This window comes from Bradyrhizobium sp. CCBAU 53421, assembly GCF_015291625.1.
Lineage (GTDB): Bacteria > Pseudomonadota > Alphaproteobacteria > Rhizobiales > Xanthobacteraceae > Bradyrhizobium.
Window position 1 is genome coordinate 8,681,701 of sequence record NZ_CP030047.1, and the last position, 19,973, is coordinate 8,701,673.

Consider the following 19,973-nt stretch of genomic DNA (forward strand, 5'->3'; position numbering starts at 1 on the left):
ATCAGCCACGGCTCATCCTCCCGAGCAGGCCCATGATGCCGCCGCGTGCGAACAGCACGATCAACAGCAGTACCGGGCCGAGGATCAGTCCCGAATATTCGGTGAACTGCGACAGCAACTCCTCGAGCAGCAGATAGACGATCGCGCCGATGACGGGGCCGAACAGCGAGCCCATGCCGCCGAGGATCACCATCACCATCAGGTCGCCGGAGCGGGTCCAGTACATCACCGCGGGGCTGACGAAATCGGTGTTGTTGGCAAGCAGCGCGCCGGCCAGGCCGCAGATCGTGCCTGATATGACGAAGCAGACCAGGCGGTAGCGATTGGCATGGAAGCCGATCGCCTGCATGCGCTGCTCATTGGAGCGGACGCCCTGCACCACGAGGCCGAAACGCGAATTGACGATGCGCCAGATCAGATAGAGGCCGCCGAACAGGCAGGCCAGGCACAGATAGTAGAACTGGTTGCGATCCGACAGATTGATCAGGCCGGCGAAATCGCTCCGCTTGTAGACGGTGAGTCCGTCATCGCCGCCGTAGCGCGACAAAGCGGAGGCGACGTAATAGGCCATCTGTGCAAAGGCCAGCGTGATCATGATGAAATAGACGCCGCGGGTGCGCAGGCTGAGCGCGCCGATCAAGAGCGCAAACAGCGCCGAGACCGCGAGCGCCACCGGCCACTGGATGAAGCCGGAGCCGATGCCCTCGGCAGCCAAGATGCCGACCGCATAGCCGCCGATGCCGAGATAGGCGGCGTGGCCGAAGCTCATCATGCCGCCATAGCCCATGATCAGATTGAGGCTCGCGGCCGCCAGCGCAAAAATCGCGATGCGGGTGAACAGCGTGAGGATGAAGATATTGCCCGTCGCCGCCGAATAGAGCGGCAGCAGGATCAGCGCGGCGCACAGCAGCGCCGCGACCGCATTGGAGGCGTTGAGCTTTCCCATCATCGTTTGGCCGCCGGAAACAGCCCCTCGGGCCGCAGCACTAGGATGATCGCCATCAGGAGGTAGATCAGCATCGAGGACAGCGCCGGCGCCGCGGTCGAGGCGGCCGCCCCGCTCAAGACCTTGCGCAACAGGTCGGGCAGGAAGGCCCGGCCCATGGTGTCGATGATGCCGACGAAGAGCGCCGCCATGAAGGCACCGCGGATCGAGCCGATGCCGCCGATCACGATGATGACGAAGGCCAGGATCAGGATGTTCTCGCCCATGCCGATCTGCACGGTGAGGATCGGCGCCTGCATCAGCCCGGCGAGGCCGGCGAGTGCGGCGCCAAGGCCGAACACCAGCGTGAACAGCAGCTTGATGTTGATGCCGAGCGCCCCGATCATCTCGCGGTTGGAGGCGCCGGCGCGGATCAGCATGCCGACGCGGGTGCGCATCACGACGAGATAGAGCATCGCGGCCACCGCCAGCGCGACCAGAATGATCATCAGCCGGTAGGCCGGATAGTACACGCCGGGGATGATCTGCACCGGCACGGTGAGCCAGGCCGGCAGCGGCAGCGCGAGGCCGGCCGGGCCCCAGATCAGCCGGACGGCGTCGTTGAAGAACAGGATCAGGCCGAAGGTCGCCAGCACCTGGTCGAGATGGTCGCGGCCATAGAGATGCCTGAGCGCGACATATTCGAGCACGATGCCGAGCAGCAGCGTCGCCCCCAGCGCCATCAGCGCGCCGAGCACGAAACTGCCGGTCCAGGCCACGAAGGTCGCGGCGAAATAGGCGCCCATCATATAGAGCGAGCCGTGCGCCAGATTGACGAAATCCATGATGCCGAACACCAGCGTCAGTCCGGCCGCCAGCAGGAACAGCAGCAGGCCGAATTGCAGGCCGTTCAGCAGTTGTTCGACGACGAGATACATCGTGAGGCTACATCACCTTGAGCGAAGCGGGGATGGGCGCACGCCGACGCATTGCACGCAGCGCGTTCTCCCTCGCCCCGCTCTTGCGGGGAGAGGGTTGGGGTGAGGGGCTGCCTCCGCAGACCGGACTCGTGGAGAGTCCCCCTCACCCGATTGCTTCGCAATCGACCTCTCCCCGCAGGCGGGGCGAAGTGAAGAGAAGCAAGCTGTGCGCCAAGATGGCGCAAAAATCACTTCATCGGACACTTGTCGTGGAATTTGTCCTGGTCGTCCTTCACGATGGTCGCGACCGTCTTCAGCGAGAGCTGGCCGTCGGCGTCCTTGACCACGTCCTGCAGATAGAAGTTCTGGATCGGGATGTGGTTGTTGCCATACTTGAACGGGCCGCGCAGCGACTTGAAGTTTGCCTTCTCCATCTCCGCCTTCATGGCGTCCTTCTTGGTGAGGTCGCCCTTGACCGCTACGACGGCGCTGTTGATCAGCTGGGCGGCGTCATAGGCCTGGGCGCCGTAATAGGTCGGACGGAGACCGGGATACTTCTTGCGATAGTCCTCGACGAATTTCTTGTTCTCGGCGTTCGGCAGGTCGTTGACCCATTCCTGCGCGCCGGGAATGCCAATCGCGTTGTCCTTCTGCAGCGGCAGCGACAATTCGTCGACGGTGAAGGCGGTATAGAGCGGGATCTGCGCCTTGATGCCGGCCTGGGCGTACTGGTTCAGGAACTGGACGCCGGCCGCACCCGGATAGAACACGAAGATCGACTCGGCCTTGGAGTTGCGCGCCTTGGTCAGCTCGGCGGAGAAGTCGAGCTGGCTCGGCCACACCGTATATTCCTCGCCGACCACCTCGCCCTTGAAGGTGCTCTTCACGCCCGCGAGCATGTCCTTGCCGGCGGCATAGTTCGGGCCGATCAGGAACACCGACTTGACGCCCTTCTGGTTCATGTAGAGGCCCATCGCGGCGGGCGTCTGGTCGTTCTGCCAGGAGGTCGAGAACACGTAAGGCGAGCACAGTTCGCCGGCGAGCTGCGACGGACCGGCATTGGCCGAGATCAGGAAGGTCTTCGAATCGACCGCGGTCTTCAGCGACGCCAGCAGCACGTTCGACCAGATGTAGCCGACAATGAAGTCGACCTTGTCCGACTGCACCAGCTTCTCGGTCTTCTGCTTGCCCACATCGGGCTTCTGCTGGTCGTCCTCGTAGATCACCTCGACCGGCTTGCCGTCGATCTTGCGGCCGAGATGGTCGAGTGCGAGTTCGAACGAGTTGCGCATGTCGTTGCCGATCACGGCGGTCGGACCGCTGAAGGTCGAGACAAAGCCGATCTTGACGCTGTCAGCCGCCGTCGCGGGCTGCGCCAGCGCCAGAGCCGAAATCACGGCCATGGCGCCTGCCAGCCAGAATGCCTTTTTCATATTCACTCCCCTCCTCAACCAAAGATCCCGCCTGGCCCGAGCACGAGGCCGGGGGTCACGCTTTTCGCGCGTCGTTCTGTGACGTGTTTTGTGCGCGATATCGCAAGTGTGCAGCAAGCACGAACCGACGGCTCCCGATTAGAACCTTCGGTGCATACCCCAGCACCGTGCATCATAATTCGTCCAAATCCGCGATGGCAAGAAATATAATGCCGGTTGCGTAGGCAACGATTGTCGCAGGGCCGCCTGCCCCCGGGGGCGCGCTGCGGCAGGCTTTAGCGAATCCGTAAAGCGCCCGGAAACCACAGGCGGGCAATCGCTCGCACCCTTCATGGTCCGGAAAGCATCGCCGCGCGACGCTGCCGCCCAAAGGGGTGCGTCACATGCTGAACTACATCTTCGGCTTCAATGCCCGGATGGGCCGATTGGCCTTCTTCTTCTGCAGCTTCGTGACCGGCATTGGCTTCCTGTTGCTGGTCTACGGCATCACGGGCAATGCGCCGGCGAGCGGCCGGACGGACGTGCTGCTGGCGCAGGCAGCGAGCAACCCCGCCTTGATCTTTTCCTTCTACGGCATGCTCGTCGTCTGCTTCATGCTGCAGTCTATGCGGGTGCGCGACATCGGATGGGATCCGGTCTGCGTGATGGCGGCATGGATCGCCCTCATGGTGCTGGACAGAGCGGTTGCCGGACGGTTTCCCGAATATGCGCTGACCTATCAGCACACCGCAACGGTGGTCGGCACGGCGGTCAATGGCGTGATGAACCTGGTGCTGATGTTCTGGCCGGGCGGCGGCCGTGTCGATGAAGCCTCGCCATCGCCGCGCGAGGGCGGCGGCGATGGCATGTTTGAACGAAGCAGCGCACCGGCCGCAGCCAGCAGCCGCGTGGCGCGGATTGCCAGCGGCGAATTCGGCGGCAAAACGCGGTAGACGCGCGTTCTCTCAGTCGTCGTCCCTGCCTAGTGCGCAATTGCGCACGGGAGCAGGGACCCATAACCACAGGATTAGATTGTTAGAGAGGGCTGGGGCCCCAGCGTGCAAGAACAATTCCCATTCGTGGTTATGGGTCCCGGAACGCGCTTCGCTTGTCCGGGACGACACTGAGTTTGTGGCGTGGTCACCGAGCCGCAGCCCAAGCAGCAATCGATCACCCCTTATCCACTGCCCATTCCGCGCCGTCGATCGCATAGGATGCGTGGCGGAAATCCCGGATCGTCGCGACCTTGTCGGCCGACCAGTCGAGCAGCATGAACGACCGCGGCGCTGCGTCCAAGGCGTCGGGATCGAACACCAGGATCGCGGGACGTCCCTCGACCTGTCCGGTGACCAGGTGCCAGTCGTCGATCTTGGCGTAATTGCCGAAGTAGCGCGACACCTCGGCCTTGCCGTTCAGCCGCGCCCGGTTGACGAGCTCGAGCCTGATGTCGTCGGCGATCATGGCGCGGATGGCGTCGAAGTCGCGGGCGTTGAAGCGGCCGACATAGGCGTTGAGCCTGTTGCGGTCGGCCGGCGACAGGCTGGGCCGCGGCGCATCGTCCGGCTCGCTCGCGAACGTGCGCAGCTGCGTCCGTCCACGATGCAGCGCGGCCTTCACCGCGGGCAGGCTGAAATCCATGATGCCGCAGACCTCCTGCAACGAGCAGCCGAGCACGTCCATCAGGATCACGCTGGAGCGCTGCGCCACCGGCAGCCGCATGAAGGTGCGCAGGCTGCTCGCTGCGATCTCGCGGCGGCTGACGTCGTCAAGCTCTGCGGCCATCATGTCCACCTCCTCCGGCGCGTGCAGCGCTTCCTGACGGTTGCGCCGCCTGAGGAAATCGAGCGCGGTGTTGTGCGCGATCCGGAACAGCCAGGCTTGCGGATTCTGGATCGGGGCTGCGGACGCGAAGGCTTCCATCGCCTTGATCAAGGCGTCCTGCAGCACATCCTCGCCGTCGATGACCGATCCGACCATGCGGGCGCAGTAGCGATGCAGCCTCGGCCGCATCGCCGCCAGCAGCGCGTCGACATCGGTCGCGGCCGGCGGCTGGGGTGATGACGTCATGATGGCTCCGCCAGATCGGTTCACTCGGTTCACGGCTCATCCAGCATACGATAATTGCCGACAATCACAGCACTGCGAACCAGCGGCGGCTCGGCGCAGCGATCGCGGATGCCGTCCTGGAAGGCCTGGAACGCGGCCAGCTTCGGGATCGGGCTCGAGCCGTCGTCGGCTGTGGTCTCGACCATGTGGATGAAGGTGTCGTCCTCCAGCCGCAGGGTCATGTAGCGCACGCCGTCCGGGCTGGCCGCCTTCAGCTCGGCGAACACAGCCGCAACCAGCGCTGCATTCTTCTCTGCCATGTCCGGCTTGGTCTTGTACCTGATCAGGGTCCGTCTCATCGCATCCTCCTTCGCTTGGCTGGCCTCGGTTTTTCGGCCCGAACCGGCCGCGTCAGACCCAAGGACGTTTGCAGGCAGCCAAAGGATGCGGTCCGGCAAAAATAATTTGAGGGCCGCATCCTTTGCCCCTCCCGGTTCGTCCTGGCCTGCAAAGCACGCCGCAAGCCTGCGGCGGGCCAACGGAGAACCACCATGCAGACTCCTGAACAGCGCGCCGAGCAGCGCTGGGTGCTCGGCCTCACCGCACTGGCATCCTTCATGATGGCGCTGGACGCCATGATCATGACCACGGCCTTCGCCACCATCCGCGCCGATTTCGGCAGCCCGGTGGAGACGCTGCAATGGACCGTCAATGCCTTCAATCTGACCTTCGCGGTGCTGCTGCTGACCGGCGCGGCGCTCGGCGACCGTTTCGGGCGGCGCAGGATGTTCGCGGCAGGGATCGGCCTGTTCGTTGTGGCATCGGCGGCCTGCGCGCTCGCGGTCAACGCCGCGGCATTGATCGCGGCGCGCGCCCTGCAGGGCGCCGGCGCGGCGCTGGTGATGCCGCTGGCGATGGCGATCCTGAGCGGCGCGTTCGGCCGCGAGGAGCGCGCCCGCGCGCTCGGCATCTTCAGCGGCATCACTGGATGCGCGCTGATCATCGGCCCGGCGATCGGCGGCTTCATCACCGAGCATCTCGGCTGGCGCTGGATCTTCTGGATCAACCTGCCGATCGGCCTCGTCGCGATCGCCCTCGTGATGGCGCGCCTGCGCGAAAGTTTTGGACCGGCTGCGCCGCTCGACATCACCGGACTGTCGCTGGTCGCGCTCGCCGCGCTGGCATTGGTCTGGGGCCTGTTGCGCGGTAACAGCGTCGGATGGGCCAGTGCGGAGATCGCGGGCGCGCTGATCGCCGGCGTCGCGTTGGCCGTGACGTTCGTGCTGTGGGAGCTGCGTGCGACACACCCGATGGTGCCGATGCGGCTGTTCGCGGCCAGACCGTTCGCGTCCGGCATGACCGCGAGCGTGCTGTTCTATGCCGCGATGTATGGCGTGCTGTTCCTGCTGCCGCAGTTCCTGCAGATCGCGCTCGGCTTCAACGCCTTCGGCGCCGGACTGCGGCTGTTGCCGTGGACGGCGACATTGTTCGTCACGGCCCCGATCGCCGGCGCCGTCGTCAACCGGTTCGGCGAGCGCACGCTGGTCGTCGCCGGACTTCTGATGCAGGCGATCGGGCTCGGCTGGATCAGCGAGATCGTGAGCCCTACGGTGCCCTATTCCGCCCTCGTCGCGCCGCTGGTGCTCGCCGGCGTCGGTGTCTCGATGGCGATGCCGGCCGCGCAGAACGCGGTGCTGAGCGCGGTCGCGGTCAGCGAGATGGGCAAGGCGTCGGGTGTCTTCAACATGGGCCGCTTCCTCGGCGGCATGTTCGGCATCGCCTCGCTGGTGGCGAGCTTCACCGCCAATGGTGCCGCCGATTCGTCCGGACATTTCAGCAGCGGATTCGCATCGGCGATCAGCCTTGCCGCGATACTGTCGCTCGCCGGCGCGGTCGCGGGACTGTTCCTGCCGATGCGACGACAGGTCGTCGCCGCGGCCGCGCCGCAGGATGCGTGAGACGCGCAGCGATTGGGTTTCGCTATCGGGCGATCGAGCAATTCGTATTGGAATGAGGCCGCGAATGACTACATAATCAGACGACGAAGCCGTTCGAAACCGAGGGCGACATCAGATGACGCAAGCGCCGGCCAAACCTCATCGCGTGGTGATCGTCGGCGCCGGCTTCGGCGGACTGGAAGCCGCCTTCGGTCTCGCGGGCACGCCGGTCGAGATCACGCTGATCGACCGCCGCAACCACCATCTGTTCCAGCCGCTGCTCTACCAGGTCGCGACCGCTTCCCTTGCCACCAGCGAGATCGCCTGGCCGATCCGCTACCTGCTGCGCGACCGGCCCGAGGTGACGACGCTGTTCGCCAATGTCTGCGGCGTCGACGCGGCGGCAAAGCAAGTGCAGCTCGACGACGGCGGCAGCATTCCCTACGACACGCTGATCCTCGCCACTGGCGCGCGCCACGCCTATTTCGGCCATGACGAATGGGAGCCGTTCGCGCCCGGCCTGAAGACGCTGGAGGACGCCACCACGCTCAGGCGGCGCATCCTGGTCGCCTTCGAGCGCGCCGAGCGCGAGACCGATCCCGACAAGCGCGCGGCGCTGCTGACCTTCGTCATCATCGGCGCCGGGCCGACCGGCGTCGAGATGGCCGGCACGATCGCCGACCTCGCCAAGGACACGCTGCCGCAGGACTTCCGCCACATCGACACGCGCAAGGCGCGCGTGGTGCTGATCGAGGCCGGACCGCGCGTGCTGGCCGGCTTCCCGGACGATCTCTCGGCCTATGCGCAAGCGTCGCTGGAAAAGCTTGGCGTCGAGGTGATGCTGGGCGAGCCGGTCACTGAATGCTCGGCCGACGGCGTGGTGTTCGGCGGCAAAAGGCTGGAGGCGCGCACCATCGTGTGGGCCGCCGGCGTACGCGCCTCGCGCGCCGCCGAGTGGCTGAACGCGCCGGCCGACCGCGCCCATCGGCTGCAGGTCGAGCCTGATCTCACCGTGCCGGGCCATCCCGACATTTTCGCGGTCGGCGACACCGTCACGATCAAGGGTCCCGACGGCAGTCCGGTGCCCGGCATCGCACCGGCCGCCAAGCAGGAAGGGCGCTACGTCGCCGCGCTGATCAAGGCCCGGCTCGACGGCAAGACGCTGCCGCCGTTCCGCTACAAGCATGCCGGCAGCCTCGCCCAGATCGGCAAGAAGAAGGCGGTGATCGATTTCGGCTGGCTCAAGCTGCGCGGCTCGCTGGCGTGGTGGATCTGGGGTCTCGCCCACATCTACTTCCTGATCGGCGTGCGCCACCGGATTGCGGTAGCGATGAACTGGCTCTGGATCCACACCCGCGACCAGCGCGCCGCACGGCTGATCACGCAGGGCAGCAGCAAGGTGGCGCAGTAGGCGCGCTTCCTTCCGCGCGCGCAACCTCAGTCCCGTCATCCTGAGGAGCGCGGCACGCGCGTCTCGAAGGATGCACGGCCCGGGTGGTACCACACATGATCGTCGCGCGGCGCCACGCGGACCGTCGATCCTTCGAGACGCGCGCAAGAGCGCGCTCCTCAGAACGACGGAACTGCGGCCGGTATTCGCGACTACTCACTCATTGTGTATTCACAACTCGCGTGAAATACTTGCCATGGCAATAATCTTTGCCGAGAGGACACCGTGCGGATCGATGCGCGCGCATGGGCGTTTGCAAGCTCACTCGTCGCGTTGACGTCATCAGCGTCGGCGAGCTTTGCTTGCGCACCATGAGGTGAGATTCATCACACCTTCGGATCGTCGCTCTGCCGGTGCGGAGCGAGCGCAGCGGCGCATGCGGCGACCGTCGGGACCCGCGGCTCCGCCGGCGGGACTACCCCCTCTTAGCCAGCGGCATTGCCGTATCGCGGCGCGCGGGCAGCTCTCATCGATGGTTGATGTGCTACACCATCGCGGTCCCGGCTGGCCGAGACGGATCCTCAACAATGATTTTAAGGAGGGAATGCAATGCGAATGTCTTCCGCCTTATATCTGTTCATTGCGTTGCTCGCGATGCCTGCGGCCGCGCCCGCTGGCGACGAAAGCCTGAAGCAACAGTTCGAGAAGGTCGCGGCGGTCTACGCCGACAACTTCAACAAGCAGAATGGTGCCGGGATCGCCGCGCTCTATGCGCCCGGCGGGATGGTCGTCAACGCGACCGGGTCGCACACCGATATCGCCCAGACCTATGAGGGCATCTTCAAGGCCGGGTTCAACCACAATGAAATAACGGTGGACGAGGCCCTGCCGCTGGGAACCGATACGGCGATCGCGACTGGCGAATACCACATCACCGGCAAGAACCAGAGTGGCGAGCCGCTTGATGTGGTTGGCCGCTGGACCGGGGCGTATGTCAACCAGGGCGGAAATTGGAAGATCCGGATGGTGTCGGCCTTCCCGAAGGCGCCTCCGGCGAAATAGTGTCTTCAGTGATCCAGGCAGCAACGTAGGCTGCTCATCTCGGTTCGCCTCGCGCCGTGCGCGCGAGGCGAGCCGCATGAAGCGAGGCGGAATGCGGACCGGTCGACGGGTTTGCGATCGCTCGGTGCCGCCGTGCAGCCGCACTGATGGATAAGCGTCAGCCCATCACCTGATGCGGCGAGCGGCCGAACGCCGCCTTGAAGGCGCGGCTGAAATGCGAGACGTCGCTGAAGCCGAAGCTGAGTGCGACGTCGGTGACATGGGTGAAGCGTCGCTCCGCCAGCGCCTGGTAGGCACCCGCGAGGCGCTGCTGCCAGAGCCAGCGGATCGGCGTCGTGCCTTCGCGCGCGAACAGGCGATTAAGCGTGCGTGGCGCCATGTTCTGCGCCGTGGCGATCGCATCGAGATCGAGCTCGACGTCGTCGAGATTGGCCAGCATGTAAGCCTTGACCCGCGCCAGCCGCTCGCCGCCGTGTTGCGGCAGATCGTCGGTCAGTTCGGTCTGCAGCGTGGTCGCGAAAATATCGAGCACCGAGGCGCCGAGCCTTGTCGCAGCAGGCCCGGCCTCGTCATCGAGGCGCGTCAGCCGGCGGATCAGCGATCCCGCCAGCGCGCCCACTTTCGATGCGTTGCCGACCCGCCGTGCCGTCAGGCGATGCGCATCCGGCAGGCGCGCGAGCAGCAGCGGCCGCGGGATCGACACCATGATCGAACGCGCGCTCGGGGCGAATTCCAGCGTGAACGGCTGCGCCTGGTCATGCAGCATGAGATCGCCGCGGCGCATCCGCACCTCGCGGCCGCCCTGCGCGAAGCTGACCTCGCCGCGCAAGGTGAGCCACAGCATGAAATAGTCGCGCGGGTCGCGGCGGACGTCGCTCGCGCTGCGCATCACCCGGATCCGCTCGGCGGCCGGCGTCGACGACCAGATGTCGTTGATGGCAAGCGGGCCGAAATGGCGGATCGAGATCGACGCGGCAAACGCCTCGTCAGCGACGCGGCGGCATTCGGTCAACGAGAATTCGCGGCAGGTGACGTGATGCCAGCGGTCAAAACTGTCACCCGGCGCAACCAGCGTTTGCGCGACGACTGTGTGATCTGAGGTCTGCATCGGACCTTGCTCCCGCCCAACCCGGCAACGGGATACTCTGCGTCTGCCGCCGTTCTGGCAAGCAGAGTCCAGCGATTGGCCCGCACAGCCAAGAACGACGGTAGGAACCGGCGTAGAAAATGTCTCTCACCAGGAGAGGAGACACCAGATGGGCTACCAATGCGACATCATCGACCCGGCGCGAACCGTCATGATCGTGGTCGACATGCAGAACGACTTCGTGGCCGAGGGCGCCAAGCTGCGGTCGGCGCAGGCCGCCGCCATGGTGCCGCTTCTGGCGCAGACCCTGAAGGCCTGCCGCGACAAAGGCATCCGCGTGATCTACACCGCGCATGTGCATCGCCGCGACGGCAGCGACATGGGGCTCTATGACGATCTCTATGCGCCGATCGCCGACCGCTCGTCGCTGGTCGACGGCACCGCGGGTGTCGAGATCTTCAACGACCTCGCGCCGGCACCGGGCGAGCACGTCATCAAGAAGCATCGCTACAGCGCCTTCTTCGCCACCGACCTCGACCTCATCCTGCGCGAATGGGGCATCACGACGGTGATCATCTCGGGCACGACCACCGAGAACTGCTGCCACGCCACCGCGCGCGACGCCATGTTCCACAATTACAAGGTCGTCTTCCTGTCGGATGCGACCGGTACGTTCGACTATCCCGATGTCGGCCAGGGCGCCCTGTCCGCCGAACAGGTGCACCGCGCCACGCTGACGATCCTCGCCTTCTCGACGGCGCATGTGATGACAGCGGCCGAGATGCTGGGGCGAGTGAAGGTAGCCGACGGGGCGGCGAAGGCTGCGTAGCGGGTGGTGAGGAGCGAACTCTCGCACAACACACTCGGTTCGCCTCTCCCCTTGTGGGAGGGGCCGGAGCGCATGAAGCAAAGCGGAATGCGCTCCGGGTGAGGGGTTGCGGTCTATCCAAGCTGCATGCCGTATGGAGAGATACCCCTCACCCTAGCCCTCTCCCACAAGGGGAGAGGGGACGCAGTTGAGCACGCGGCGACGAGCTCACTTCACCAGCGCGCAGCCACCATCCGCCAGCGGGCGGAACGCCTGCTCGGCCGGAATGGTCGCGATCAGCTTGTAGTAGTCGTAGGGGTACTTCGACTCCTCCGGCTTCTTCACCTCGAACAGATACATCGGATGGATGACGCGGCCGTCCTGGCGGATCGTGGTGTCGCCGAACAGTCTGTCCTTGCCCTTGAAGGTCTTCATCTGCGGCACCACGACCTTGGCGTCGTCGCTGCCGGTCGCGGCGACGGCGTTGAGGTAGGCGAGCGTCGCGGCGTAGACGCCGGCCTGGTTGCCGCTCGGCATCTTGCCGTTCATGCCGGGACGCGCGGCGAAGCGCTTTGCGAACGCGCGGGTGTCGTCGTTCATGTCCCAGTAGAAGGCCTCGAGCAGTTGCAGACCCTGCGCGACTTTCAGGCCCATGCCGTGGATGTCGTTCACGAACAGCAGGAACGCGACCATGGTCTGGCCGCCCTCCTGAATGCCGAACTCGGCCGCCTGCTTCACCGCGTTGATGGTGTCGCCGCCGGCATTGGCGAGGCCGATTACCTTTGCCTTCGAGTTCTGCGCCTGCAGCAGGAAGGAGGCGAAGTCCGAGGTGCCGAGCGGATGCTTGCTCGATCCCAGCACCTTGCCGCCGTGCTTTTCGATGTAGTTGGTCGCCTCGGCTTCAATGCCTTTGCCGAGTGCGTAGTCGACGGTCACGAAGTACCAGTCCTTGCCGCCACGCTGCATCATCGCCGCCGCGGTGGTGTTGCCGGTCGCCCAGGCGTCGTTGACCCATTGAATGGTGTTCGGCGAGCAGGCCTTGCCGGTGAGGTCTGAACTTGCGGTTGACGAGGCCAGGAACGTCATCTTGGAGTCGCGCAGCACGGAGTTGATGGCGAGGCCAACGGCCGAGTTCGGCACGTCGACGATGGCATCGACGCCTTCGACATCGAGCCATTTGCGCGCGATCGCGGATCCGACGTCAGCCTTGTTCTGATGATCGGCATAGACGATCTCGACCTTGATGCCCTTGCCGCCGCCATTGAAATCCTCCGCGGCCATCCGCGCGGCTTCCACCGAGCCCATGCCGTTGGTGTCCTGGAAGATGCCGGAAATGTCGTTGAGCACACCGACCCGCACGACGTTGTCGGATATTTCCGCGCGTGCGCTGCCCGCGGCGCAGGCCAATGCGAGCGCAAGTCCAATCCGAAATCGCCCAACCCCGAAGCCCCTCATCGCATCCCCTCCCATGTTTCCTTTGCCGGTACTAAACGTCTCGTCAGGCCGGCGTGATCTCGACCGGCAGGCTGCTCAGCCCGCGCAGCGTGTTGTTGAACAGGCGCTTCGGTTCGCCGGTGATTTCGATCCTGGCGACACGGCGCGCCAGCGCCGCCATCATCACTTCGCCTTCGAGGCGGGCCACGAGCTGGCCGACGCACATGTGGATGCCCGAACCGTAGCCGACATGGCCCGACGTCCGGCGCGTGATGTCGTAGCTGTCGGGCGCTTCCCAGCGGCGCGGATCGCGATTGGCCGCAGCCAGGAACATCAGCACCTTCTCGCCTTCGCCGATGCTCGCCCCGCCGAGCTCGACCTCGCGGGTCGTGGTGCGGAAGAAGGTCTGGACCGGACTTTCGAACCGCACCGCTTCCTCGAAGGCGTTGCGCGCCAGGGTCGGATCGCCGCGCAGCTTCTGGAACTGGTCGGGGAAGCGGGCGAGGCAGTAGACGGCGGCACCGATGCCGTTGACGGTGGTGTCGAGACCGGCCGAAAGCAGCGAGCGCACCAGCAGCGGCGCTTCGGTCGCGGTAATGGCCCCGCTATCGACATGGGCGTGGATGCAGGCGCCGATGCCGGCCGGGGTGAGATTGTCGCGCTGACACTGCTCGGCGATATAGGCCTGGTGCGGCGCGGAGCGCTCGATCGCCTGCTTGCGCAGCTCGTTCGGCGGCCCGAAGGCGTTGAACACCAGGCTGGCGTAAGGCAGCAGATGCTCGCGGCCCTCCGGTCGCAAGCCCAGCGCATCCGGGAAGATCGACAGCGGATAGGCTTCCGCCAGATCCTCGATCGCGTCGAACCGGCGCTTCTCCAGCAGAGCATCGACGCAGGCTTCCGCCGCGGCGGCAAATCGTCCGCGCAGCTGCTTCATCACGGTCGCCGACAGCACCGTGCTCAGCACGGTGCGGGTGCGGGTATGCGCCGGCGGGTCGGCCTCCAGGATCAGGCTCGGCGGCCGCCACGGCTTCTCCTTGGAGAAGTCGCTGAGGCCGACGCCGCGGCTGGAGCAGAACGTCGCGGGATCGTTCAGCACCGCATGGACCTCGGCGTAGCGCGCCACGCCATAGACATTCCACTTGTCGAGATAGACCACGGGCCCGGCCTCGCGCAGCCGCTGATGGGTCGGGAAGGGATCGGCGAAGAATTCGAGCGCGAACGGATCGACGTCGAGATGCGGGACGGATGTCACGGCTGTTGCAGTCATCGGGACCTCCCGAGGTTTGATCTTGTCGACATCGGCAGCATGTCACTTGCTCCCGAACAGTTTCGCAGCGATGATTTGGGAAATGAGCAGCCAGCCCCTCCCCCGAAAGCCCCGCCGGCCCAAACCGGCCGATCCCGCAGATGCCACCGATGGCCCGCTGCTGGACCTCAATCGCTATGTGCCGGCGTTCATCACCTTCATCGGCAACAAGCTGTCGAACAGCGCCACCGCATTTTACCAGAAGAATTTCGGTGTCAACGTCACCGAGTGGCGAATCATCTCGCAACTGGCGATCGAGCCGGGGATTCCCGCCTCCCGGATCTGCCAGGTGATCGGCTTCGACAAGGGGCCGGTCAGCCGCAACCTCGCGGCACTGCAAAGGCGCGGCCTGCTGACGATCCGCACCGCGCCCGACGACGGCCGCACCCATTCGATCACGCTGACCGCCCGTGGCCGCGCCATCCACGACAAGGTCATCGTCGCGGCGCTGGAGCGCGAGCGGCGGCTGCTGTCGTGCCTGAAAAAGGACGAGCGCGAGGTGCTGATCGACCTGCTGCGCCGGCTGCACGAAAATCTCGGCGCCGTGACCGGGCAAGGCACGACCTGACCGCGCAGCCGGGCCACGGGCGGCGCGCTGCGCCCCCACGGTATTCGCCCGATTGTCCATGCGTGCCGCTGGCGCCGTGCTGCGCAACATTCTCCTCCAAAACGCGTGACCGTTGACCGGCCCTGTCCCTATGGGTGCGGAAACTCGCACAGCTTAGTTGCTATGGCAACTAAAAATCCGTGATGCACTGCGTCGTCGGGTCGCAAGCGGAGGGACGTGACGCCGCCATCAGGTCAGGCGAGTACACTCCTCAGGCTCCCTCCCCCCTTGCGGGGGAGGGCTGGGGAGAGGGGTGGCCCCGGGCTCAACTCGAGCCGTTGCGCAACGCCACATCAACGACTTGGCTCACCGACGAACGCGTGTCCTCGTGTTCAATCGGCAGCGGAGCAAGCGGTGCCCCTCTCCCTAACCCTCCCCCGCAAGGGGGGAGGGAACCCTACCGCTGGTGCCTTCCTTACGTCCGCCTTTTCTACCCCCAATCTCAGCTCGCGCAGGCGATCGGCTCGGACGACGCCTTGTCCTCCAATACCGCCACTGCTGCGGCACGGCGGGTCAGCACGGCGCGCTGGTTGATGTAGCCCTTGTCGGTGATCTCCCCGCCGTCGACCGAGGCGGGCTCGGCGAGCAGCAGCGCACGGGTGGCATGGCCGGAGGAATGACCGCCTTGCGCCTTCAGCCGTGCCAGCCCCTGCCCGATCGCGGACCGGACCGCCGGATGGCTGATCGCCTCTTGCGCGCCGGCGCTTTCGGGCAAGCCGGCCAGCGAACGGCAGGCGGCAAGGTTCGGAAACACCAGAAAGCGCACCTCGTCGCGGCCGTGGCCGGTGACGACGATATCCTGCGCGAGCGGCGCGAGTGCCGCGATGCCGGCGACGCGCAGGGTGCCGACGCTGACCCAGGTGCCGGAATTGAGCTTGAAATCCTCCGCCACGCGGCCGTCGAAGAACAGGCCGAGATCAGGCCGGGCGGAATCGGCAAAGGTGACGGCGTCGCCGATCCTGTAGAAGCCCTCGTCATCGAAAGCCTCTCGGGTGAGCTCGGGTGCCTTCCAGTACCCCGGCGTGACATTGGGGCCGCGTACGCGGACCTCGAGCTTGTCGCCCGACGGCACCAGCTTGAGCTCGGTGCCTGATATCGGCACGCCGATATTGCCGGAGCGCTTGGCGAGGAAGTGGCAATCGGTCGCCAGCGGCGAGGTCTCGGTCGAGCCCCAAGCCGAGACCATCGGCAGCCTGCGGCCGACCGTTTGCAGCGACAATTCCTCCAGCGCGTCCCACAAATTCTGCGGCAGCGCCGCGCCGGCATAGAAGGCGAATTTGGTGCCCGCGAAGAATTTGCGGCGCAGTTCCTCGTCGGCGCGGAGCGCTGTGATCAGCATGTCGAAGCCGCGCGGCACGTTGAAATAGACCGTCGGCACCACGCTGCGCAGGTTGGCGAGCGAGGTCGCGAACAGGCCGGGCGCCGGCTTGCCGCCGTCGATATAGAGCGTGCCGCCGTTGCGCAGCACCAGGTTGAAATTGTGGTTGGCGCCGAAGGTGTGGCTCCAGGGCAGCCAGTCCAGAATGATCAGTTCCTCGCCGGCCCGCTCCAGGAACGTCCAGGTCTGCGCCTTGGCCTGCTGGCTCGAGGTCAGCATGCGCTGGGTGTTGATCACGGCTTTCGGCGTGCCTGTCGAGCCCGAGGTGAACAGGAATTTGGCGATTGTGTCCGACGACACCTTCGCGAACGCCGCGGCGACCTCCGGCGATTCCGACGTCGCTGCGATGGTGCTGAACGCCAATGCATCGGCATCACCGGGATTGCCGCTGACGATGGTCGCCCGGTGCAGCGGCCTGATCGCAGCAAGCGCTGCGGCGAACGGCTTTGTGCTGGCGACATAGATCGCGCCGGGCTCAAGCAGGCTGATCATGCTCTTCAGCTTGTCGAAGTCTTTCGACATCAGCGAATAGGCCGGCGAGATCGCGGCCGAAGGCACGCCGACATGCTGGGCGGCGAGCGCGAACAGCGCGTGGTCGATGCCGTTGTCGGAGAGGATGACGAGCGGCCGCTCGGTGCTCAGCCCTTGCGCCAGGATCCACGATGCGGCCCGCCGCACGATGCCGAGCGCGTCGCGATAGCTGACGGTGCTCCAGGGCGCCTCGGCGGTGGCGCGCTCGCCAAGGAAGATGCGATCCGGCGCCTGCTGTGCCCAATGCTCCAGCCAGTCGCCGACGCAGCGGGCGCTATCTTTCAGCGGCGTGGTGGATCGAACCAGGATGCTGCCGTCATCGCGCCTGATGGCAACGATCGCGGGCGTTGCGAACAGGCTGTTCGGATTGTCACCGCTGGCGGCCGTCATGGTTTCCTCCTCGCCCGTGTCTTTTCAGGATCGCGCCGCAACATGGTGCGGCGTCGCGATCCCGGCCGGGCTCTTTGCCATAATGTTGCGGATATCAATTGTTGTCGTCAACAACAATCTTCCTCTCGTAGCGCTGGCGCGCTAGCCTATGCTCATGGCGGGCCAGCAAAAGACATCGCGCAAGGCGGCAGGAACGGCAGCGGCAATCCGCCGCCCCCAGGCGCGCGCCACGAATGGCCGGGGACCCAGCGGCGATGCCGGAGAGATCGGCCTCGATGCGCTGGTCGGCCACGCCGGCTATGCGGTGCGGCGCTTCCAGCTCTGGATCTTCCAAGACTTCATCAAGACGCTGGCGACGGTCGACATCCGCCCGACGCAGTATTCGGTCATGACCGTGATCGGGGCCAATCCGGGCCTGAGCCAGATGGCGGTCGCCAAGCGGCTCGGGATCGAGCGCGCGCGCCTCGTGCATCTGCTCGACAGCCTGGAAGAGCGCGACTTCGTCAGCCGCATCCCTTCCGCCACCGACCGCCGCTCCCACGCGCTGCATCTGACCGGGCGCGGCAAGACCGCGCTGGCCCAGTTCAAGCGGCTCGCCGCCGAGCACGAGCGGCATGTCGCCGACAAGATCGGCAGGGAAAACCGCGAGCAATTGCTGAAGATCCTCGCCTGCTTCACCTGATCGATCGACCGGTCACGCTTGCCTTAAAATTGAGCAGATGCGCGGTCAGTCCGGCTTGCCTCAGGTGCCAGCGATCATTTCAAGCAACTGATATTGTGCAATAATCCGCCGCTCCGCGAGCGCAGGCGCATTGTACACAATGGCACATTGCTTGCTTCGATCCGGCTGCAATTCCCTCGCGGAAGGCATCCGATGCCTCACCGCGCCAGAGACGAGGCCAACCACGTGACTGAAACTGTCGCCGCGATCGTTGCCGCACACCGCGCCGGGACCCTGACGCCGGCGCAAACGGTGGCGCGCAGCTACCAGCGCATCCGCGAGCACAACGATCCCGCCATCTTCATCAGCCTGCGCGACGAACGGGAGGCGCTCGCCGAAGCCGCGCGGCTCACCGATCCGACGCTGCCGCTCTACGGCGTGCCGGTCGCCGTGAAGGACAATATCGACGTCGCGGGGCTGCCGACCACCGCCGCCTGCCCGGCATTCTCTTACATGCCGGCGAAGGACTCCACGGCGGTGGCAAAACTGCGCGCGGCCGGTGCCATCATCATCGGCAAGACCAACCTCGACCAGTTCGCCACCGGCCTGGTCGGCGTGCGCTCGCCCTACGGCATTCCCAAAAATCCGGTGCGGGATGATCTGGTGCCGGGTGGATCGAGTTCGGGCTCCGCGGTCGCGGTGTCGGCGGGCCTCGTGCCGCTGTCGCTCGGCACCGACACCGCGGGCAGCGGCCGTGTGCCAGCGATGCTCAACAACATCGTCGGGCTCAAGCCGAGCCTCGGATTGATCTCGAACGCGGGGCTGGTGCCGGCCTGCCGCACGCTCGACTGCATCTCGGTGTTCTCGCTCACCGTCGACGACGCGCTGGCGGTGCTTGCCGTGATGGCCGGGCCGGATGACGCCGATCCGTTCTCCCGCGAGCGGCCGCTGGCACCGCTCGCGGCGTTTCCGGCCAAGCTGAAGCTCGGCATTCCCAAGAGCGGCCAGTTGATCTTCTTCGGCGATCGCGAAGCTGAGAAGGCCTATGGCGAAGCCTGCAAGCGTTGGCAGGCGCTCGGCGCCGAACTCGTCGAATTCGATCTCGAGCCGTTCTACGAGACGGCGCGGCTGCTCTACGAAGGCCCATGGGTCGCCGAGCGCTATCTCGTGATCCGCGACCTCCTGGCGTCGTCGCCGGATGCGATACACCCGGTGACGCGCGAGATCACGATCGGCGGCGCGCGGCCCACCGCGGCCGATACATTCTCCGCGCTGTACCGCCTGCAGGCGCTGCGCCGCGTTGCCGCGCGTACCTTCGCGCAGTGCGATGCGATCGTGCTGCCGACTGCGCCTACGGTCTATTCCACCGCCGACGTGCTGGCCAACCCGATCGAGCTCAACTCGCGGCTCGGCACCTACACCAACTTCGTCAACCTGCTCGATCTCTGCGGTCTCGCCTTGCCCGCCGCGATGCGGCAGGACGGCGCGCCGTTCGGCATCACCCTGCTCGCCCCCGCAGGCCACGACGCCGCGCTTGCCGGCATCGGCCGCGTATTCCATGCCGACACCGGACTTGCCGTCGGCGCCAAAGCGCTGCCGCAGCCGCCGCTCGCCGCCGTGCCGACGCAGGCCGGCGCCGACGAGATCACGATCGCGGTGGTCGGCGCGCATCTCTCCGGCATGGCGCTAAATCATGAACTGACCATGCTCGATGCGCGCCTGCTGGAAGAGACTGTCACCGCGGCGGACTACAAGCTCTATGCGCTCGATACCACGCCGCCAAAACCCGGCATGCTGCGCATCGAGCCGGGCGCGGGTCATGCGATCAAGCTCGAGCTGTGGGCGATGTCGCCGGCCGCATTCGGAAAATTCGTCGCCGCGATCCCGCCGCCGCTCTCGATCGGCACGATCAGGCTCGCCGACGGACGGCAGGCCAAGGGCTTCATCGTCGAGCCGGCCGCGATTCATGGCGCGAAGGATATTTCGGCCTATGGCGGCTGGCGGGCGTTCATGGCGGAGAAGAAGGTGTAACCGCTGGGCCGGTGCGCTCCTCGCCCCGCTCTTGCGGGGTCGAGACGA

General features: G+C 65.7%; 17 protein-coding genes. 8 read left to right on the plus strand and 9 right to left on the minus strand.

Going from position 1 to position 19,973, the window contains the following annotated elements; genetic code table 11:
- Position 1 precedes the first annotated feature (1 nt).
- From XH92_RS40205 to XH92_RS40215, 3 genes are all read right to left on the minus strand, one after another.
- Positions 2-949 carry a branched-chain amino acid ABC transporter permease gene (locus XH92_RS40205; protein WP_194456967.1) on the minus strand — a complete coding sequence of 316 codons (948 nt, stop codon included), beginning with the start codon at positions 947-949 and terminating at the stop codon, positions 2-4.
- Positions 946-1,863: a branched-chain amino acid ABC transporter permease gene (locus XH92_RS40210; RefSeq protein WP_194456968.1), complete on the minus strand. Its 918-nt coding sequence runs from the start codon at positions 1,861-1,863 to the stop codon at positions 946-948. Before XH92_RS40210 ends, XH92_RS40205 begins: the two co-directional genes overlap by 4 nt.
- 230 nt (positions 1,864-2,093) lie before the next feature.
- Positions 2,094-3,278: an ABC transporter substrate-binding protein gene (locus XH92_RS40215; RefSeq protein ID WP_194456969.1), complete on the minus strand. Its 1,185-nt coding sequence runs from the start codon at positions 3,276-3,278 to the stop codon at positions 2,094-2,096.
- Positions 3,279-3,661: 383 nt separating this feature from the next.
- On the opposite strand from XH92_RS40215, the gene XH92_RS40220 reads away from it, so the two are divergent.
- On the plus strand, positions 3,662-4,210 hold the full coding sequence (locus XH92_RS40220; RefSeq protein WP_210345524.1) for a hypothetical protein: 549 nt from the start codon (positions 3,662-3,664) through the stop codon (positions 4,208-4,210).
- A 217-nt stretch (positions 4,211-4,427) separates the two neighbouring features.
- On the opposite strand, the gene XH92_RS40225 is transcribed toward XH92_RS40220, so the two are convergent.
- Positions 4,428-5,324, minus strand: coding sequence for a sigma-70 family RNA polymerase sigma factor (locus XH92_RS40225; protein ID WP_194456971.1), 897 nt, complete (start codon positions 5,322-5,324; stop codon positions 4,428-4,430).
- 29 nt (positions 5,325-5,353) lie between these two features.
- Positions 5,354-5,662, minus strand: coding sequence for a hypothetical protein (locus tag XH92_RS40230; protein ID WP_194456972.1), 309 nt, complete (start codon positions 5,660-5,662; stop codon positions 5,354-5,356).
- Positions 5,663-5,854: 192 nt separating this feature from the next.
- Between XH92_RS40230 and XH92_RS40235 the strand changes: the two genes are divergently transcribed.
- The 3 genes from XH92_RS40235 (at position 5,855) to XH92_RS40245 (ending at position 9,692) form a co-directional block, all read left to right on the plus strand.
- Positions 5,855-7,261, plus strand: coding sequence for a DHA2 family efflux MFS transporter permease subunit (locus XH92_RS40235; RefSeq protein ID WP_194456973.1), 1,407 nt, complete (start codon positions 5,855-5,857; stop codon positions 7,259-7,261).
- 115 nt (positions 7,262-7,376) lie between these two features.
- Positions 7,377-8,651 carry an NAD(P)/FAD-dependent oxidoreductase gene (locus tag XH92_RS40240; protein WP_194456974.1) on the plus strand — a complete coding sequence of 425 codons (1,275 nt, stop codon included), beginning with the start codon at positions 7,377-7,379 and terminating at the stop codon, positions 8,649-8,651.
- A gap of 588 nt (positions 8,652-9,239) precedes the next feature.
- Positions 9,240-9,692: a DUF4440 domain-containing protein gene (locus XH92_RS40245; RefSeq protein ID WP_246788073.1), complete on the plus strand. Its 453-nt coding sequence runs from the start codon at positions 9,240-9,242 to the stop codon at positions 9,690-9,692.
- Between the two features lie 157 nt (positions 9,693-9,849).
- Here XH92_RS40245 and XH92_RS40250 read toward each other — a convergent pair whose 3' ends face one another.
- Positions 9,850-10,800, minus strand: a complete 951-nt coding sequence (locus XH92_RS40250) for a helix-turn-helix domain-containing protein (RefSeq protein ID WP_194456975.1) — start codon at positions 10,798-10,800, stop codon at positions 9,850-9,852.
- A 148-nt stretch (positions 10,801-10,948) separates the two neighbouring features.
- Between XH92_RS40250 and XH92_RS40255 the strand changes: the two genes are divergently transcribed.
- Positions 10,949-11,608 carry an isochorismatase family protein gene (locus tag XH92_RS40255; RefSeq protein ID WP_194456976.1) on the plus strand — a complete coding sequence of 220 codons (660 nt, stop codon included), beginning with the start codon at positions 10,949-10,951 and terminating at the stop codon, positions 11,606-11,608.
- 207 nt (positions 11,609-11,815) lie between these two features.
- Here XH92_RS40255 and XH92_RS40260 read toward each other — a convergent pair whose 3' ends face one another.
- Both XH92_RS40260 and XH92_RS40265 read right to left on the minus strand, forming a co-directional pair.
- Positions 11,816-13,042 (minus strand): ABC transporter substrate-binding protein, encoded by a 1,227-nt coding sequence (locus tag XH92_RS40260; protein ID WP_246788075.1) that lies wholly within the window; start codon positions 13,040-13,042, stop codon positions 11,816-11,818.
- 43 nt (positions 13,043-13,085) lie between these two features.
- Positions 13,086-14,288: a cytochrome P450 gene (locus tag XH92_RS40265; RefSeq protein WP_194456977.1), complete on the minus strand. Its 1,203-nt coding sequence runs from the start codon at positions 14,286-14,288 to the stop codon at positions 13,086-13,088.
- Positions 14,289-14,370: 82 nt separating this feature from the next.
- Between XH92_RS40265 and XH92_RS40270 the strand changes: the two genes are divergently transcribed.
- Complete coding sequence (locus XH92_RS40270; RefSeq protein WP_246788077.1) at positions 14,371-14,895, plus strand: MarR family winged helix-turn-helix transcriptional regulator; 525 nt, start codon at positions 14,371-14,373, stop codon at positions 14,893-14,895.
- A 481-nt stretch (positions 14,896-15,376) separates the two neighbouring features.
- Here the strand turns inward: XH92_RS40270 and XH92_RS40275 are convergent, their stop codons facing one another.
- Entirely contained in the window at positions 15,377-17,233 is a 1,857-nt protein-coding gene (locus XH92_RS40275; RefSeq protein ID WP_194456978.1) for a feruloyl-CoA synthase, read from the minus strand.
- 154 nt (positions 17,234-17,387) lie between these two features.
- Between XH92_RS40275 and XH92_RS40280 the strand changes: the two genes are divergently transcribed.
- Positions 17,388-17,915, plus strand: a complete 528-nt coding sequence (locus XH92_RS40280) for a MarR family winged helix-turn-helix transcriptional regulator (RefSeq protein WP_194456979.1) — start codon at positions 17,388-17,390, stop codon at positions 17,913-17,915.
- A 192-nt stretch (positions 17,916-18,107) separates the two neighbouring features.
- Positions 18,108-19,925 (plus strand): allophanate hydrolase, encoded by a 1,818-nt coding sequence (atzF, locus tag XH92_RS40285; RefSeq protein WP_194456980.1) that lies wholly within the window; start codon positions 18,108-18,110, stop codon positions 19,923-19,925.
- Positions 19,926-19,973: the final 48 nt, after the last annotated feature.

Excerpts from the sequence above, each read along its gene's own strand:
- XH92_RS40270 (WP_246788077.1), top strand. The coding sequence starts at position 14,371 with ATGAGCAGCCAGCCCCTCCCCCGAAAGCCCCGCCGGCCCAAACCGGCC.
- XH92_RS40265 (WP_194456977.1), bottom strand. The coding sequence starts at position 14,288 with ATGACTGCAACAGCCGTGACATCCGTCCCGCATCTCGACGTCGATCCG.
- XH92_RS40275 (WP_194456978.1), bottom strand. The coding sequence starts at position 17,233 with ATGACGGCCGCCAGCGGTGACAATCCGAACAGCCTGTTCGCAACGCCC.
- XH92_RS40250 (WP_194456975.1), bottom strand. The coding sequence starts at position 10,800 with ATGCAGACCTCAGATCACACAGTCGTCGCGCAAACGCTGGTTGCGCCG.
- XH92_RS40215 (WP_194456969.1), bottom strand. The coding sequence starts at position 3,278 with ATGAAAAAGGCATTCTGGCTGGCAGGCGCCATGGCCGTGATTTCGGCT.
- XH92_RS40220 (WP_210345524.1), top strand. The coding sequence starts at position 3,662 with ATGCTGAACTACATCTTCGGCTTCAATGCCCGGATGGGCCGATTGGCC.
- XH92_RS40255 (WP_194456976.1), top strand. The coding sequence starts at position 10,949 with ATGGGCTACCAATGCGACATCATCGACCCGGCGCGAACCGTCATGATC.
- XH92_RS40245 (WP_246788073.1), top strand. The coding sequence starts at position 9,240 with ATGCGAATGTCTTCCGCCTTATATCTGTTCATTGCGTTGCTCGCGATG.
- XH92_RS40235 (WP_194456973.1), top strand. The coding sequence starts at position 5,855 with ATGCAGACTCCTGAACAGCGCGCCGAGCAGCGCTGGGTGCTCGGCCTC.
- XH92_RS40260 (WP_246788075.1), bottom strand. The coding sequence starts at position 13,042 with ATGAGGGGCTTCGGGGTTGGGCGATTTCGGATTGGACTTGCGCTCGCA.
- XH92_RS40280 (WP_194456979.1), top strand. The coding sequence starts at position 17,388 with ATGGCGGGCCAGCAAAAGACATCGCGCAAGGCGGCAGGAACGGCAGCG.
- atzF (WP_194456980.1), top strand. The coding sequence starts at position 18,108 with ATGCCTCACCGCGCCAGAGACGAGGCCAACCACGTGACTGAAACTGTC.
- XH92_RS40210 (WP_194456968.1), bottom strand. The coding sequence starts at position 1,863 with ATGTATCTCGTCGTCGAACAACTGCTGAACGGCCTGCAATTCGGCCTG.
- XH92_RS40225 (WP_194456971.1), bottom strand. The coding sequence starts at position 5,324 with ATGACGTCATCACCCCAGCCGCCGGCCGCGACCGATGTCGACGCGCTG.
- XH92_RS40205 (WP_194456967.1), bottom strand. The coding sequence starts at position 949 with ATGATGGGAAAGCTCAACGCCTCCAATGCGGTCGCGGCGCTGCTGTGC.
- XH92_RS40230 (WP_194456972.1), bottom strand. The coding sequence starts at position 5,662 with ATGAGACGGACCCTGATCAGGTACAAGACCAAGCCGGACATGGCAGAG.
- XH92_RS40240 (WP_194456974.1), top strand. The coding sequence starts at position 7,377 with ATGACGCAAGCGCCGGCCAAACCTCATCGCGTGGTGATCGTCGGCGCC.